The sequence below is a fragment of the Papillibacter cinnamivorans DSM 12816 genome (genome assembly GCF_900176335.1).
Taxonomy (GTDB): Bacteria; Bacillota; Clostridia; order Oscillospirales; family Oscillospiraceae; genus Papillibacter; species Papillibacter cinnamivorans.
Genome location: NZ_FWXW01000003.1, coordinates 394618 through 411659 on the forward strand (window position 1 = coordinate 394618; position 17042 = coordinate 411659).

Sequence of the window (17042 nt, forward strand, 5' to 3'; positions counted from 1 at the left end):
AGCTTTTCGCCAGTGCGAAAAGGACGAGAGGTTTTTTGACAGACTGCGAAAAGCGGGAGCTTTCAGCTCCCGCTTTTCTTTTTGCAGAAATATGTGATTTTATTGACTGCGGGAAAGATATAACCGTTCTTCATGAAAGATCGGAGGCATCCATTAAGACGATCTCGAAATCCAGATATTTTCCGTTTCGGTAGACCGTGACGGAAATTGTGTCTCCCACGCCGCAGTCCTCTTTTGCCGCGTACAGGTCATCCACCGACTGGATCTCCACCCCGTTCACCACGGTTATGATATCCCCCTGCCGCATACCGGCTTTATAGGCATTGGAGCGGGTATCCACCGATTCCACGTACGCTCCGCGGACATTTTTATAGAAGGCCGCCGCCGTGTCCGATAAATCCGAAACGGTGATTCCGATGGCGGAACGGCCGGAAATGTACCCCTTGGCAATGAGCTCGTCGATAATCGGCTTGGCGGAGCTGATGGGGATGGCGAATCCCAGTCCTTCTATCGTGGAGGAGTAGGAGCTCATTTTTATGGTGTTGATTCCGATGATCTGGCCATAAACGTTGATGAGAGGTCCTCCGGAGTTGCCGCTGTTGAGAGCTGCGTTGGTCTGAAGCAGCGTCATGGTCCGGCCGTCCACATAGATGTCCCGGTTGATGGCGGATATGATTCCGTCCGTCAGGGTGCCCTTCAGCTCAACTCCCAGAGGATTGCCGATGGCGTACACCGAATCCCCCACCACCAGGGCACCGGAATCTCCAAACTTCGCGGCGGGAAGATTTTCCGAATCGATCTTCAAAACGGCCAGATCGGTCTGCGCGTCGCCTCCCACCAGCTTGGCGTCGAATTCCTCGTCGTCCTGCAGGGTGACGGTGACGGCGCTGCTGCCTTCAATCACATGATAATTGGTGATGACGTATCCGTCGGCAGACATGATGATGCCGGTTCCGTAAGCCGTGGCGTCCGGCAACGTCCCCATAATGCTGACGACGGAGGGACTCACCTCCCGGTAAACGTCCTGGATTGTCAAGGCTTTGCCCGGCGGCGAGGAGATAGTCAAAGTGGTTCCGTCTCCAACGGGAGCCCGCTCCACCGTTGTCTGGCCCGTAGTTTCTTCCTGCTGTCCGGAGGAGGGCGAGGTGACAAAGGGAAGGGAGGGAAGCGAACCGTAAGGCTGCCAGGGTGTACCGTTTACCAAAGAATAGCGAATGAAAACGGAAATTCCGACAATCAAAAGGACGGCTATGATCAGAAACAGAGGGCCGCTGCGCTTTCTCCGTCTTGAACGATAGGGCGCTTCCTCCCAGGGTGTTCTGTTGTCCGGTTCCGGCGAAGGCTGCCGCTGATACCGGGATTCCCAGGCGGAGTACTGGCGCTCGTCCCGCGCATCGGTGTGCCCGGTCCGGCCGGATTCCGCCCGGTAGTCAGACACGGAGGTCTTCTCCGGGGTCCCTTCGGTTTCCCCGGAGCGTTCTTCCTTTTTACCGGTGCCGCCGATCTCTTCTTCCCACATGGGCATGTTCCTCCTGGCAGATGGAATACGGACTGATACGTTATTTTGCCATGGTCAGCGAAAAGGTAAACTCGGTCAGCCCGTCTTTGCTGGTTACGGTTATGTCCTCGTGATGCCGGTTCAGGATGGTTTTTACGATATACAGGCCCAGACCCACTCCGTCCCGGTCCACGCTGCGGGAATGATCCGTCTTGTGAAATCTCTCAAAGAGAAGGGGAAGCTCTCCGGGGGGGATTACCTCTCCCCTGTTGCTTACGGATACGTATGCCTTCCCGCCTTTTTTCTGAAGGGTAAGTCCCAGAGTGGTGCCGCCTGCCGCGAATTTCACGGCGTTGTCCAGGAGATTGTATACCACCTGGGTGATCATGTCCCGGTCGCCCAATACGTTTACGGGCTCTTCCGGCAGCTGCGTATCCACGTCCAGGTGCCGTCCGTTGATCTTGTGCTCCATGCTTACAAGGACGCGGCGGAGGACCTCAGACAGATCGAAACGCTCTTTCATCTGCAGCGGCTCTCCGGACTGAAGCTGCGACACGTCCAGCATCCGGCGGACCAGGCGGGAGAGCCGGCGGGTCTCGTCTGAAATGATCTGCAGATATTCCCGCTCCTTATCGGGCGGAATGGTGCCGTCCAGAATCCCGTCGGTGTATCCGGCAATCGTGGTCATTGGGGTTTTCAGCTCGTGGGAGATGTTGGCGATGAACTCGCGCCGCCGCTGCTCCACCTGCTCCAGCGACTCGGCCATGGCGTTGAAGGCGACGGCCAGCTCCCCTATTTCGTCGACCCGCCCGTCGGTGGGGACCCGAATGTCAAACTGCCCCCGGGCAAACCGTCCGGTGGCCTCCGCCATAACCTTCAGCGGGCGCGTCAGCCGGTGGGATGCAACGGAGCTGCTGGCAAAGGCCAGAGCCAGGACTACGAGAGCGGTAAAAAGGAAAATGCTCACAAAGGCCCGCCACATTCCGGTTAAAGCCGAGGTGTCCGCGGCATTGAAAACCACGCCCAGGGTCTGCCCCGTACTGGCACTTTGAACCGGGACGCCGACCACCGACCGGTTTTTGGAGAAAACCTCACCCAGAGTGCTCATGGCGGAGTATTGTCCTTTGGACATCACTTCGCTTATGATCCAGGAGGGCACGTCGCCTGAAAAAGTCTGGGGCTGCCGGTTTCCGCTGGAGCCGAAGAGGATGCTCCCGCCCGTGGTGCATACCAGAAAATCGGAATCGGAAATGGTGGAAGCGAAGGTGATCAGGACCTGCAGATTGTAAGCCTGAACCGGGTCGCCGGAGGTAAAATAATTCGCCGAGAGCAGCGCCATCGTTTCGGCGTTTTTGATCATGCTCTTCTGCTTTTCCCGGATGGTGTAGTTGTAGCTGATGGCGAGAAAGGCGGCGCCCAAGAGCAGCAGCGTGAGCAAGACCATCCCCGCGGTCAGAGCAAATTGGCGTTTATACAGGCTGTTCATGGGTTACCATCCTGTCTTTATCCGTCTGCACCGTGCAGGCAGTATTACTGAACTTCGAATTTATATCCAACACCCCATACGGTTTTCAGGGCCCACTGGGAACTGATGTTCTCCAGCTTTTCCCTGAGTCTTTTGATATGAACGTCAATGGTCCGGGAATCGCCGAAATAGTCAAAACCCCAGACTTCATCCAGGAGCTGATTCCTTGTGTATACGCGGTTGGGCGAAGAGGCCAGATGATACAGAAGCTCCAGTTCCTTGGGAGGTGTGTCCACCCGCTGACCGTCCACCAGAAGCTCGTAGGAATCCAGATTGATCACCAGCTTGTCGAAAACCAGTTTTTTCTGAGTGGTTTCCGGCAGCTCGGTACGGCGGAGCACGGCGTTGATCCGGGCCAGAACTTCCTTCATTTCAAAGGGCTTTACAATGTAGTCGTCGGCTCCCATTTCCAGGCCGGAAACCCGGTCGAACACCTCGCCCCGGGCGGTGAGCATGATAATAGGGACCCGGGAGGTCTCCCGGATTTTGGAGCAGACGGACCAGCCGTCCATCACGGGAAGCATGATATCCAGCAGAATGAGGTCGGGAGCTTCCCTTTTGAACTCCTCCAGGGCCTTTCCCCCGTCTCCTGCAATCCGGACGGTATATCCTTCCTTTTCCAAATACATGCGCAGAAGATCGGCAATATTACTGTCGTCTTCCACCACCAATACGTTTCGACCCATTTCATTCCCTCCGGTTTCTATCGTTTGCCGGAAACGCAGTTCTGTCCGACACTGTAAAAATGCAATATTTACGGTTTCAATCTCTATTATATCCCGGGTTTTCGCCCGAGGATGAACAATTTGTAAAAAATGACGAAAAGCATGGCCCGGGGGGGAAACAGGCGCATTTTACCGGTATTCCGCCTCGGAAACGGGCCTTACGCTGTATCCGTCCTCTTTCAGGGCGGAGAGCAGCCGGGTCATCGCCCCGGCGGTAATTTCCCCGTCGGCCAGCCGGACCCAGGCGGTACCCGCTTTGGAAATTTTGCTCATGGCGTTGATTGCCGTGCTTTTTGAGGTCGCCCCGTCGTATTCCGCGTTGATGGACCAGCTCCAGCAGCAATACCCGTTCTGAGTCAGCAGCTGATACTGCTCGGAGGTGAGGTTCGGAACCGATACAATGCGGGTCTGGAGGCAGCCGGTTTCCCTGAGCCTACGGTTTCCCTCCTCAAAGCCGTCTAAAAGCGCCTGAGCCGTGCTGTCCTCGCTTCCGGACAGGCCGATGGAATGACCGGAACCGACGATCCGCCGGATCAGGTCGTCCGCGCCGTCCAGCTGGTCCGGAGAGAAAAAGAAGATTGCTTTATATCCGTACTCGTCCAGCTTGTCCAGAATTGCCTCCGTACTTGCGGTGGGGCAGCCGTCAAAGGCCAAATAAACCCGTACGTTTTCCTTTCCGCTTCCCCCGGAAGGAGTGGGAGTGGGCGTAACCACCGGAGAGGAAATTTCCGGCGAGGGCTGCGTGCTCATGTACTGGTTGAGCCGGTACTGCATCAGCTGGGCCGCGGCGTCGGCAAAGATGGAGTCGCTGAGGACCGCTTTTGAGTTTTTGATCCGGATGATGGGGGAAAGATCGCTCTTGATATAGGAGTAAGTAAGATCAAAAAAGGAGCAGACGAAGGAGATCGGAATATAAGCCTTTCCGTTGCGCGTGATGGTCCGGTAGGAATAGGTCGCGCCGTCCTGGTCGTAGCAGGTCCCGGAGTTCATTTCAAAGGTGAGGGTTTTCTTTATGTTATAAAGAGTGAGGGTTTTTTCGGTGGTATTCTGAGCGTAAAAAACCCCAAGATTGGTCCCGCTAAAAACGGTACAGGGAACGTAGGAAAGTCCTCCCGACCAGAAGGGCATAGTCTCGTCGTTCAAGTCCAGAAACGCATCGTTCACGGCGGTAAAATAAACGTCGTTGACAGCATTCACCCGGGGAATTACGGAAATAAGCAGTACAAGAACCATCCCGAAGACCAGTATCCGCTTCAAACGACCACCTCCCGCCGCGCATCGGCTTTGATTTTCGCATGTGTCCCCGGAGAAGGCACACGGCATCGATTGCGGTTCTGTCCGAAGGACGGGAGCAAACCGCGCCATCCACCCGGTATAATAACCGCTTTGCGGCTGTCGTACCACAAACGCGAAGCGTTTCGTGGTACATGGCATCGATTGCGGTTCTGTCCGAAGGACGGGAGCAAACCGCGCCATCCACCCGGTATAATAACCGCTTTGCGGCTATTATACCTTGAATTTGAAGAGTCTGCAAGTGCGCCGCTTTTAAAGCGAAGCAGCCGATAAAAACCACCCGCCTGGGCAGGTGGCTATGGCCGCCGAAAAACTTTGTTTTTCCGGCGGGGGCGAGGAAAGGACCGCGCCTTTGCGAAGGCGCGCAAAGTATGCCTTACGGGAAGTGAATCCCCGCAAAGCGTGGAAATTTGATTTTTTGGGATTTTGGTCACGGAGCGCAACACAAAATCCCAAAAAGCTTTTCGCCGTCGGCGAAAAGGACGAGGGTGCTTATGAAGCGAAGCAGCCGATAAAAACCACCCGCCTGGGCGGGTGGTTTTTATCGGCTGCTTACAAACCATTCGTATTCGTTTTCGAAAATCAGATCATCCACGTCCGATGCGGGAACGGATTCCGCCGGTGCGGTTTCATTTTCACAGAACAGTAGAATGAACAAATCGATCGCCTCTCTCTCTGCCGCCTACATATCAGTATACGCAGCTGAGCCCAAAAAAATGCCCCGGCGCGGCCGATAAAATTGATACCGGCGGGACGAGGGCTCCGGCAAATCGGCTTTCCGGATGGATTTTACGCAGGACGGCGGATTCCGATAATTTTTTCCCGGAACGAAAGCTCCGGGAAATCGTCAAAGCAAATAAAACGGAGAGGAGGGATTCCAATGCTTCGACGTAAACTATTCTACGGCATGAGTCTGGTTATTCTGGCGCTGGTTTTATCGGGAGGAGCCGCTCTGAGCCTCGGCGGCGAGGCGGCGCAGCCCGGGCAGGAGGACAGACTGCAGGACGCGGTGGTCCTGTATCCCGGCAGCATGTATTCCCTTGTCCGCAACGAGCTTACGGAGATCGATCCGTCCAACGAGCTGATCACTCCATTTGTCCAGAACGGCAGAACGCTGGTCCCCGTCCGGTTTATCGCCGAGTCTTTCGGCGCCCGGGTGAGCTGGGACGGCGGCACGCAGACGGCGACCATTTCGGAGGACGGCAGGACCATCCGGATCCGGTTGTACAGCACCGAGATGACGGTGGACGGGGAAACCGTATCCCTGGACGTTCCGGCCATGGCCACGGGAGGCAGGACCTTCGTGCCGGTGCGGGCGCTGGCGGAAGCTCTGGGGAAAGAGGTGTTTTACGACAACGGCCTGGTGGTGATCGGCGGAGACGAGGCGGTTTTTGATCCGAAAACCGAGGGTGACCTCATCCGGCAGACCATCGAGACGGTCAACGTCCTTCCCGCCGTGGATAGCAGAGAAAACCTGGTGCAGCTGCTCGACGGCGCGGGCTTGGGAGGCCTTGCCTATACGCGGGGCGGCGCCGTTGCAATGGAGGAAGACGCCGCAGCCGCCGCTCCCGCGGTAAATTCCGCGGCCGAAAAGAGCATGGCGGAATATTCGGGGACCAACGTCCAGGTCCAGGGCGTCGACGAAGGAGATATTGTCAAAACCGACGGGACGTATCTCTATCAGATCAGCAGCGGAGCCGTCCTGATCTATCGGGCATATCCCGCGGAGGAAATGGCGCTTTCCGCCAAGCTTTCCTATCCGGAGGGATCCTTTTTCCCTACGGAACTCTATATCAGCGGTGACACCCTGGTTGTAATCGGAAGCTCCTATACCGTCTCGGCGAGCACAGCGGAGGAACCCGCGGACAAGTCCGCGGATCTTTGCCCGGCCTATTGCGACGGGACGGTCACGAAGATCCTGATATACAGCCTTGCCGACAGAAAAAATCCCGTTATTGCGCGGGAGGTCACCCTTCCGGGGAATTATCTCTCCTCCCGGCTGATCGGCCAGGAGCTGTATGCGGTCACCAACCAGTATCTCTACGACTGGTCGGACGAGACCGTGCCGCTGAACCCGACTTACAGCGATTCCGCAGCGGGACCGGAGACGAGAGCAGTGCCGTACGGCGACATCCATTATATGCCGCCCGTGATTTCGGCCTCCTACCTGATTGTGGCCGGGCTTTCTCTAGACCAGCCCGGAGAACCGGTAAATATCGAGACATTTCTCGGCTCGGGCACGGAGCTCTATGTCTCCGAAAGCAATCTCTATGTTACGGTGGACGAGGGATATGGCGGGGTCCGGCCCATGATCGCCACCGAGGACGGATTTGCCCCTCCGGCGGAACAGGAGGCGACGCTCATCTATAAATTCGCCCTGGACGGGGGAACGGCAGCCTATTCCGCCCGGGGGCAGGTTCCCGGCAGGATCCTCAATCAGTTTTCCATGGACGAGTCCGGCGGGTATTTCCGGATCGCCACCACGACGGGCTATTCCTGGTGGAGCGGAGACGGGGACGCGGGAAACGCCCTGTATGTCCTGGATGAGGAACTCGCCGTCACCGGACGGCTGGAGGGGCTTGCAAAGGGAGAGACCATCTATTCCGTCCGCTTCATGGGAGAGCGGGCATATGTAGTGACCTTCCGGACGGTGGATCCCCTCTTCGTCATCGACCTGAAGGACCCGGAAGCGCCGAAGGTGCTGGGATCCCTGAAAATCCCCGGTTACAGCGACTATCTGCACCCCTATGACGAGAACCACGTCATCGGATTCGGAAAGGATACCGTGACGGTGTCCTTCAAAGACGCCTACGGAAAAGAGGCGGGGACCGGCACCTACTACCTGGGAATGAAAATGGCTCTCTTTGACGTGAGCGACGTAACCAACCCCATACAGGAGTATTCGGTGAGCATCGGGGACCGGGGAACGGACTCCGAGCTGCTGTACGACCACAAGGCGCTGTTTTTCGACAAGGAGAGAGGCCTTATCGCCTTCCCGGTGAACGTGGCGGAGGTACAGGGCCCGGTTGTCGACCCGGATTCGGGGTATCCCAACTACGGCCGGATCGTTTTCAGCGGGGCGTATGTATACCACCTGGATTTAAACAGCGGCTTCGACCTCCGGGGAACGGTCTCCCATGTAAGCGACGATGAGCTGGCGGCATCGGGATATTACGGCGTGGATGCGGACCTGCAGATCCGGCGGATCGTACGAATCGGCGAGGCGCTGTACTTCGTGTCCGGCGACAGGCTCACGGCCCACGATGCCGGCACCCTTGCCGAACTGGCCCGGGCCTCGGCGAAATAAAAATGAAGCAAAGCGGCGGGGACTTAACAAGTCCCCGCCGCTCAATCGCGTACTATGTACTTTTTACATGCCCCGTGCCGGCGCGCTAGACGCCGACGGCAACCCGGGCGCTTTTCCTGCGCACCCGGAGCAGTTCCCGCAGAGTGCATATTTTGTCCGCGGCACTCACGATGAAAGCCTCGCGGCAGGAGGGCGGAACGACGGTGAGGGGCCACATGTGGCGCAGTATGATGTTCCGTTCCGTTTCACTGAGCTCAAAATGCTCCTGGGCCGTGTTCAGCGCTTCCCGGGGATGGGTAAACCCGTGCATCATCCGCCCCCTGCGGCCGGACTGCTCCCGCCAGTCATACAGGAAGAAGTCGTGGAGCAGGGCGCCCCGTATGAGGCTCTTGCGGTCCACGGACAGACCCAGGAGAATGCTCAGCCGGAAGCTGCAGGCGGCGACGGAAATGCAGTGGTCCAGACGGGAAACCCCAAGGTGCTGAAAATAGGCATTCATCTTCCGCACCTCGGCGCTTTGAAGGACATCCTGCGCGCAGGAATTAAAATAACGCTTATCGGTTTGCGACAATGCCAACGTATGTTCATCCTTTGCCTATGGAATAAAAGCGGTATCCTCTGCTTCCGCCGGCAGAAGCGCCGGCCGTATCCAAAGCGGATCCGCGGATCCAATGATCTTTGTAATGATACTCCTTTTCATTCCGGAATGCAATGGGAAAAACTGCGCCGGGAGAGAAAAGCAAAACCAGTTTATACCGGCTTTCTCTTCATCATCAGGACCTGGGTCTGATCCGTCACCAGTTCGCCCCGCTGGTTGTACATCTTGTTGGACATGGTGAGGATGCCTCTGTCGGGCTTCTTGGTGTATTTGATATCGGTAATTTCCACTTCGCAGTAGACGGTGTCCCCGAAGAGGAGGGGGCTCTTGAATCTCTCGCTGCTCTCGATGAAAGCGATGCAGGTGCCTTCCATGTAGCCCATCTGGTTGAGAAGGCCGGACATGATGGTGAGTCCCAGAAGACCATGAGCGATACGGGTGCCGAAAACAGTTTCCGTTTTCGCAAATTCCTCGTTGGTGTGCAGGGGGTTATAGTCGCCCGTGAGTCCCGCAAACAGGCTCACGTCCCCTTCGCATACCGTCCGCGCTCCGGTGCGGATGATCTGACCGACCGAAAAGTCCTCCAGGTATTTTCCTCTCAGCGTGTAGTTCATTTTTTTTACCTCCCAAATATTTTTACTTTTTATTCATGCCTTTGGAGCGGGGAGGGACGTGTTTGCCTTATGCTTGCCCACGTCCCATTTTTTCCGCCGCAAGGTTTCAATAAACACCTTTTAACCGCGTGCCAGGATCACCGCGCAGTCCGGGTCCGGAAAGATATAAACCGGTTTCCGGCAATCCGAAACCTGCCGCCCCTCGTCGGTGTGCCGGCGCACAAGCCTATTGTAGCAAGGTATCCGCCATATTTCAAGTTGACAAAGTGTTCTGAACCCGGTTTTTTATCCATATAAAAGATATATTTTATATAAATATATAAAAAACCGCCCGGAAACCCGGGCAGCTGTTTAGCGGAGGGGGTTCTTTTATTCCGGGTACCTGGCGGCGGCCAGTTCCTCCAGGAATTTATAGGAATCGGGCATGGCTGCTTTTGCCCTTACTCCGGCCACCGGCCATGGATAGCGGCCGATTCCGCTCTTATGGGTTGACGCCAAACCCTCCGCCAGTTCGTCGATCCTGGAGGCATGAAGGGAGAAGGCCATTTCATCGTCCCCCGTAAGAGCGAACATCTTTTCTCCGCCTCCCGGGATGGTGCAGCTGTAGCCCTTCTTCACAAACGGCACGACGATTTCGGAAACGCAGGCGCATCTTCCGGCGGAAAGGGTCGCGATAGGCTCTCCGGAACAAAATACGGCTCCCTGTATCAGCCTTGCCGCCTGTCCGGGGTTGACGTAGATGATGATAACATCCGGGCGAAACTCCGCTTTTTCCAAAGGCGCGAGAATCATTCTGTCGTACATTCCCTCCGGGAGCCTGGGCAGGAGCGCCTCGCAATTGCGTGCTCCCTCCGGCGTTTTTGTGTATATGGGATAAATGATGCCGCCCTCCCGCTGCTTTTCCGTGTACGGAATGGCGCCGAAATGGGCAAGCTGCGGGCCGCAGGCGCAGTCTTCCATCTCGAAGCCCATGACCCAACCGTATTTTCTCACAATGGAGCAGCCCTGGCACAAAGTCAGCTTGCCGCCCATGGAAGCCGGGCGGCGGACTTTCATGGGATATGCCTCGTTTTTCAGAAACTTCAGGGCGATGGGAAAGGACAGCGGCCGGATGTAAGAGGTCAGCGCTTCATGAAGTTTTTCAGTCTGCGGGTTCATAATGGATCCCCTCTCTTATATGTAATTTATTATAATATTTTTATATTATAAAATTATACGTTTTTCATTGATATGCCCATAAACAAGTGTTATAATAGACAAAAATGACTTACTAATTATGGAAGGAGTGCGATATCACATGCGGCTTACGGCAAAAATGGCAAATACCATTCTTAATTCCCTGGATGCGCTTTGTTTTACCGATACGAACGGCCGCTATGTCTATGCGAATTCGAAATGGTCCGAGTTTACAGGTATCCCCCTGGAGGACGCCCATAAGTACCGTTTGCACGACGTTGTTCCCGAAGCAGGTTCCATCACGACGCTTCAGACGCAGAAACCGGTCATGGACTATACCGTCACAATCAACGGGAAAACGTTGTTCTGCTCCTCCTTTCCCATTTTCGACGAGGGCAGGTTCAACGGCGTACTGAGCATCACCCGGATGACCGGACTGCGGTTTGCCACCGACCTTGCCAATAAGGTGATCCGCCTGTCCCAGGAGCTGGCGGAAAGGGATGCAAAGATTCAAAGTCTGGCAAAATGCAGCTACAGCATCAACAATCTCATCGGGGACAGCGTTCCCATGCGGAAGCTCAAAGAGGAAATCGTGCTGGTATCCCGCTCAAAATCAACGGTCCTCATCGAGGGCGAAACCGGCACCGGGAAGGAGCTGGTCGCTCACGCCATCCATTCCCTCAGTCCCAGAAGTGCGGAGCGGATGGTGCGCATCAACTGTTCCGCCATTCCCTCGGAGCTGGTGGAATCCGAATTTTTCGGATACGTGGAAGGAACCTTTACCGGCGCCAGCAAGGCCGGGAAAATCGGTAAATTCGAGCTTGCAAATCACGGTACGCTGTTTCTGGATGAAATCAGCCAGCTTCCTCTGGCCCTGCAGCCAAAACTGCTGCGTCCCCTGCAGGAATCGGAAGTGGAGCGGATCGGAGGAAAGCAGCCGATCCCCATCGACGTGAGAGTGATCGCCGCCACCAATGTCCCGCTGGTGGAACAGATGAAAAAAGGGCTTTTCCGGGAAGATCTGTATTATCGGATCAACATCATCCAGATTCACGTTCCTCCGCTCCGGCAGCGCAAGGAGGACATCCCACTGCTGGTATCCACCTTTCTGACCACGCTGAACGCGCAGCTGAATACGACGGTGAGCCATGTGGACGACGCGGTTATGGTTCTGTTTCTGAACTACGACTGGCCGGGAAACGTGCGGGAACTGCGCAATGTCATGGAAGCCGCGCTGAACCGCGCCCAGGGCGAGGACACGCTCCTTGCAAGACACGTGGAACAGTTGCTGACCCACAAGCTGCCGGAGCCCGCCGCCGTATCAGGCGGTTTGAATCCGGCGGCAGCACGGATTCCCTCCAGCCGGGAGGAAATGCTGAAATACATAGAAAGCCGCAAGGGCAATAAATCCATTATCGCCAAGGAGCTGGGAATTTCGAGGACCACGCTTTACAAGCTTCTGAAGGAATATAAGCTGTACTGAGGAGCCCCTGTGGAACTGACGCCGCCTGCTTCTCCCCTGCAGAGAGCCGCCATGCGCTCTTATCAGGGGAGATTTTATTTTCCGCTTTTTTAAACAGCAAACGAAATGCCAATTCACCCCCGGATAAAATCGCATGCCGGCGGAGCGGCGCGGCGGGCCGGTTCTTCAATTCCAAGGGTTTGCCGGGTTTTGTCCGGCAGGGGCCAAGCCGTTTTTTTGCCGACACTCGGCGGCCGCAATCAATATCTGTTCAGGCTGTACAATGTTCAAATAGTGTTCAATCCCTTGCGGCCAGCGCCATGTGCCCGTCGATGAAAGGACGGGAAAAACAAAAAACTGAACACTTTCAGTGAAATAATTCTTGGCTGCGGAAGGAAAAGGGTATGATCATTCCTTGCAATACGCGGCTTTTCCCGCGGGGGGGTTGTTTGGCATATCGTTTGCTCAAAGTATAAAGCGCGATGGATCGAGGCCGGCCGGCAGAGGGGTTCATTGATGCAGATACGAAAGGCGGTGCCGCCGGGAGATCAGTCTTTATTAAAATGATTGAGAGGAATGGAATCCATATGAAAAACTGGACCATCAAGGCGCTTTATTACGGGAAGATCACCATGCCGAAGGAGTTTTTTACTCCCGGACTGGACGCGGGCCTTATGCTTGACATTCCCTATCTGGGATATCTTCTGCAAAACGGGGAAGAAAACGTGCTGGTCGACGCGGGGATTCACGAGGAGCATATCGTGAACAGCCGCGCCTGGGGCGGATATCCCGCCGAGGGCGGAACCCAATTCGTCCTCGAGGCGCTGGCCAGAGAAGGCCTTGGGCCGGACGACATCACGTCGGTTATTTATACGCACCTGCACAACGATCATGCCGGAGCCGCGGTTCACTTCAAAGACAAGCTGACATATGTCCAGAAGGACGAGTTTGCCAATCTGTTTCATCAGCTTCCCTCTCAGAAGCTCCGGGGCGATTTCGACGACAGGACGAAAGAAGATATCCTGCAGTACACCAATCTCTGCCTTATTGACAACGACATAGAGCTTTCCAACGGCCTGAAGCTTTACAAAGCAGGAGGACACACCCTGGGAAGCCAGATGATCGTCGTGCCCACAGAGAGCGGGAAATATATCATTGTCGGCGATCTCGCCATCGTTCCCTGCGTCCTGTTTCCCCAGCTGGACAGGATGACGCTGCTGGACGGCAAACAGATCGCCATAACCCCCGCGCCGGAGGAAGAAGGCGCTCATTTTAAATATACCAGCCTGATCTACGACCATTTTGCCGCCTGCGACAGCTTTTACAAAATGAAGGCTCTGGCGCAGAAGTACGAACCGCGGTACATCCTCTGTGGACACGACCCGGAAGCGATTGTAAAGCATGATATTGCGTAAAGAGAGACTTTCAGAGAATAAAAAAACGCGTCAGTTGCATTCCATCATCTTTAAGCGCAGCGCGCTTGAAAGGAGAAGACTATGACAACATCGGCGTATCTATCGTTTGTCGTTCTGGCGATTATTTTTCTCTTTCTGCTGCTTGCCATCGGATATGCAACCAAGAGATGGACCAAAAACGCGGAGGATTTCGTACTGTCCGGACGTGAGACCGGCACCTTCGTGGGCGCCACCTCCATGCTGGCGATCATCTATGCCGGCACCATATTCGTGCTGCTGCCCAACTTTGCGATGCTGTTCGGATTCTGGGGCGCCGCGGCATGGGCAATCTGCCTCACCATCGGTTATATCATCTATACGCTTGCCATGGGAAGCGTTGCCAGACGGTGCGGCGCAACCACCCTTTCCGAATGGATGGAGACCCGATTTGACGGCCGCGTGCGCACCATCACCGCCATCGGAGGCCTGCTGGGGATGAGCGGAATTTTGGCAAACAACATCGCCTCCTTTGCCAATTCCCTGTCCGCGTATCTCGGCATCCAAACCTGGATTGCCGTGCTGGCATGCTTCGTGGTCATGCTGATATTCACCTACTTCAGCGGCATGTGGGCGGTCAACGCCACCAACATTTTTCAGGGAATCATGGGTGTGATCCTGATTCCCCTGTTTGTCATTCTCGTTGCCTACAGGACCGGCGGTCTGGCTGCTCTGGAGGCCAACTGGCCGGGCCCCGGAGACTGGATGACCAGCGGCCTTACCGGAAACAGTCTGTCGACGGTTTCGCTCCGGTATCCCAGCGTACTCACGTTTTCCATTCTGCTGGGCTTCTTCCTAATTTGGGGCAGCAACTACTATTATCTCCGGATCGCGTCGGCACGGAACGAGAAGACCGCCAAGCGGAGCATGATCTCCGCCTCCCTTGTCGCGGTTCCCCTGCTGATGCTGCCGCTCTGCCTTGCCGGATCTTTTATCGCCACCTTGTACCCCACCACCTTCAAGCCCATCGGGACCCTTGCCGGAACCGCGGCATACGGATTTATGCTTGCCAATCTCGGCGCGTTCATCGGCGCGCTCATGATGGTGTCCACCATGGCGGCGGCGATTTCCACCGGTTCCACCGCCCTGATCGGAGCCACCTCGCTGGGCAGCCGGGATATTTATCAGAGAAACTTCAATCCCGACGCCACCCCGGAAAAGATGCTGAAGCCCACGCGGCTCATCATGCTGCTCATCGGGATCGTGACGCTGATCCTGTGCTTTTTCCCGGGCGGGCCCACCTACCTGTTCGCTTTTGCCAACGCCTGGCTCGGCCCGCCGGCGGTGCTTCTGGTGCTGGGTGTGTTCTGGAGAAAACTCACACCGACGGCCGCATTTTACTCCGTTCTTGCCGGCATGCTCGTCATGGCGGTACTCACCGTGCTGGACGATATCACGGGTATCTGGAGAATCAGCCAGTATATGCACGTGGGAATCGCAGGACTGATCGTCACGCTGGGCCTGGCCCTTCTTCTCAATCCCTTCTGCAAGTCCAAATACTACGGGGCCCCGGACTGGAACGCGGACGCGAAAACCGGGAGGCGCGAAGCCCTCAAACCCGAGCCGGAGGATGTTGAAATTCTTAAGCTGATTGCTTCCGGCATCGATCAGATGGTGGAGATCGTGGACTATTCCGGCCGGGATTCCCGTTTTTCAAGCCGGTGCGTGGAACGGCTGGACCGGGGAGGATATATCCAAAGAGAAAAGCTTTCCGGCGCGGGATTCTATTCCTTTTCCATCACGGAAACGGGAAAGGCGGCTCTGCCGGCCGGGACCGACACGGAGAGGCGGTTGGAGGCCCTCCGGCTCACGCCGTTTACCCTGAACTATCTGGAAAGACTGATTGCGTCGCAGGAGGAAGGAATCAAGTGGCTTACGGAGCAGGGGAAGACAGCCGGGCAGATCATCGCCATCAATTCCGCCCTGTTCCGCAAAGGTTATGTGGGAGAAGCGGGTATGCTCCGCCGCGTGTATTACGCGACGAAAAAAGCCAAGCAGACGGTCGGGGAGTTTGCGCAGAAAGCCGTATAATTCCGGTTAGGCATTCGACATCCGGCTGCACGCGTATTCCCTTTATCCCGTATGCAGTGAGCCGCCGGAGGAATGCGCACTGCCGCAAGCCGCGCCGGCGGAAGTTTGCCGACGCTGAACGTTGGTACACATTGGGAAAGGAGTAAAAAGATGAATAAGCGCTACTTATGGTGGTGGACTGTCTGGATAGGGTTGGCAAGCGGGCTGTTCTGCATTATTTACGCCAATCTGCCGATCATGAAGCACAACATCATGTGGATGGCATTCGTAGCTCTGCCGATCTACTTCGGGGTGGGGGCTCCGCTGAAGAAATTTCCCCATTTTTTCTTCAGCATGCTGTCGGGAGTCGCCTGGGGAATGGTCATGCTGTTTTTTATCGGGAAAATGATGGGCGCCGGTTTCACGGCTCCCGTGTCCATGTTTGTGGTCGTGGGGATCTGCACGACCCTCTGCGTGGGCCTGCACATGATTTTGCTGGGGAATACGGTGTTCGGCGTGGTCCCCATGATTTTCGGCGGTCTTTCAATGACCTTTTGTGCCGGAGGCCAGAACCTCATCGGCGTAATCGGTTCCCTGACGGGCGGTTTTCTTCTGGGAGTCGCAATTTCCGAAGGAGGAAGGCTTATGCAGAAGATGAAATACTTTTCTGAAAAGCCGGAGACACCGGAAGAGACGAAGGCGGAATCCGCAGAAGCGGAGCGCTGAACTTCTCTTTGCCCTGCAAACTGCGAAAATGTATACTGTAATTGGAAGAATTGCCATACTTTAATAAAGGAGGATTTGCAATGAGCGGATACGGAATGCCGGAAGTCAAAACCAAGCAGAGGCCCGTGCTGCCGGACTGGAAGCCCTACCCCTATACGGTGCTCCCCATCCCGGTAATGAAATCGGAGGGAATTACAAAGGGGATCTTCACCTACCTTCTGTACTACGATCAGACCATGACGATTTACGGGGGCTGCTTCCTCATCCGGGGAGTGACGGGGCACAACATCCTCGTGGACACGGGGCCCACCGTGGAGGACTTCAAAGCCCACGGCTACCCCTGCGAAGGGATCAAGCCCATGCCCGAGGCCCTTAAGGAAGCCACGGGGCTTACAACCGACGACATCGACACGGTGATTTTCACCCAGCTGCATCACGACCACTGCCCTCTGGCCCAGATGTTCAGGCACGCCAAGCTGATCGTCCAGAAGGACGAGTGGAACGGAGTACATAACGCCCCGGCCTGCTATAAGTTTCTCTACAATCCGGAGTATCTGGAAGGACTGAACCCCGCCTTTGTGGACGGGGACGTGTTCGACATCTTCCCGGGTATTCACCTGCTCTACACCCCCGGGCATACCCCGGGTGGGCAGTCGG

Annotated in this window: 13 protein-coding genes; 6 read left to right on the forward strand and 7 right to left on the reverse strand. The window is 55.9% G+C overall.

Translation table 11 applies throughout. The annotated features are described in order from the left end of the window. Window positions 1–130: 130 nt before the first annotated feature. The 4 genes from B9A13_RS06725 to B9A13_RS06740 form a co-directional block, all read right to left on the reverse strand. Entirely contained in the window at window positions 131–1519 is a 1389-nt protein-coding gene (locus B9A13_RS06725; protein WP_159448046.1) for a S1C family serine protease, read from the reverse strand. Window positions 1520–1559: 40 nt separating this feature from the next. Beyond that, window positions 1560–2984: a sensor histidine kinase gene (locus tag B9A13_RS06730; protein WP_084234361.1), complete on the reverse strand. Its 1425-nt coding sequence runs from the start codon at window positions 2982–2984 to the stop codon at window positions 1560–1562. 44 nt (window positions 2985–3028) lie between these two features. Then, complete coding sequence (locus B9A13_RS06735) at window positions 3029–3709, reverse strand: response regulator transcription factor (protein ID WP_084234362.1); 681 nt, start codon at window positions 3707–3709, stop codon at window positions 3029–3031. A 168-nt stretch (window positions 3710–3877) separates the two neighbouring features. Next, a complete protein-coding gene (locus B9A13_RS06740; protein WP_159448047.1) occupies window positions 3878–5005 on the reverse strand; it encodes a polysaccharide deacetylase family protein in 1128 nt (375 codons plus the stop codon). Window positions 5006–5921: 916 nt separating this feature from the next. Between B9A13_RS06740 and B9A13_RS06750 the strand changes: the two genes are divergently transcribed. Beyond that, complete coding sequence (locus B9A13_RS06750) at window positions 5922–8348, forward strand: beta-propeller domain-containing protein (RefSeq protein ID WP_084234365.1); 2427 nt, start codon at window positions 5922–5924, stop codon at window positions 8346–8348. Window positions 8349–8433: 85 nt separating this feature from the next. Here B9A13_RS06750 and B9A13_RS06755 read toward each other — a convergent pair whose 3' ends face one another. The 3 genes from B9A13_RS06755 to B9A13_RS06765 form a co-directional block, all read right to left on the reverse strand. Then, entirely contained in the window at window positions 8434–8925 is a 492-nt protein-coding gene (locus tag B9A13_RS06755; protein ID WP_242942805.1) for an HD domain-containing protein, read from the reverse strand. Window positions 8926–9098: 173 nt separating this feature from the next. After that, complete coding sequence (locus B9A13_RS06760; protein ID WP_084234366.1) at window positions 9099–9560, reverse strand: MaoC/PaaZ C-terminal domain-containing protein; 462 nt, start codon at window positions 9558–9560, stop codon at window positions 9099–9101. Window positions 9561–9929: 369 nt separating this feature from the next. Then, window positions 9930–10718 (reverse strand): DUF169 domain-containing protein, encoded by a 789-nt coding sequence (locus B9A13_RS06765; protein ID WP_084234367.1) that lies wholly within the window; start codon window positions 10716–10718, stop codon window positions 9930–9932. Between the two features lie 139 nt (window positions 10719–10857). Between B9A13_RS06765 and B9A13_RS06770 the strand changes: the two genes are divergently transcribed. The 5 genes from B9A13_RS06770 to B9A13_RS06790 all read left to right on the forward strand — a co-directional run. Then, window positions 10858–12219, forward strand: coding sequence for a sigma-54 interaction domain-containing protein (locus B9A13_RS06770; protein WP_159448048.1), 1362 nt, complete (start codon window positions 10858–10860; stop codon window positions 12217–12219). A gap of 566 nt (window positions 12220–12785) precedes the next feature. Next, window positions 12786–13613: an N-acyl homoserine lactonase family protein gene (locus tag B9A13_RS06775; RefSeq protein ID WP_159448049.1), complete on the forward strand. Its 828-nt coding sequence runs from the start codon at window positions 12786–12788 to the stop codon at window positions 13611–13613. 81 nt (window positions 13614–13694) lie between these two features. Further along, window positions 13695–15680 (forward strand): sodium:solute symporter family protein, encoded by a 1986-nt coding sequence (locus B9A13_RS06780; RefSeq protein ID WP_084234370.1) that lies wholly within the window; start codon window positions 13695–13697, stop codon window positions 15678–15680. Between the two features lie 150 nt (window positions 15681–15830). Further along, window positions 15831–16385 (forward strand): DUF1097 domain-containing protein, encoded by a 555-nt coding sequence (locus B9A13_RS06785; protein WP_159448050.1) that lies wholly within the window; start codon window positions 15831–15833, stop codon window positions 16383–16385. Window positions 16386–16465: 80 nt separating this feature from the next. After that, window positions 16466–17042, forward strand: a 577-nt coding sequence (locus tag B9A13_RS06790; RefSeq protein ID WP_143806898.1) for an MBL fold metallo-hydrolase, incomplete at its 3' end; no start/stop codon positions are given.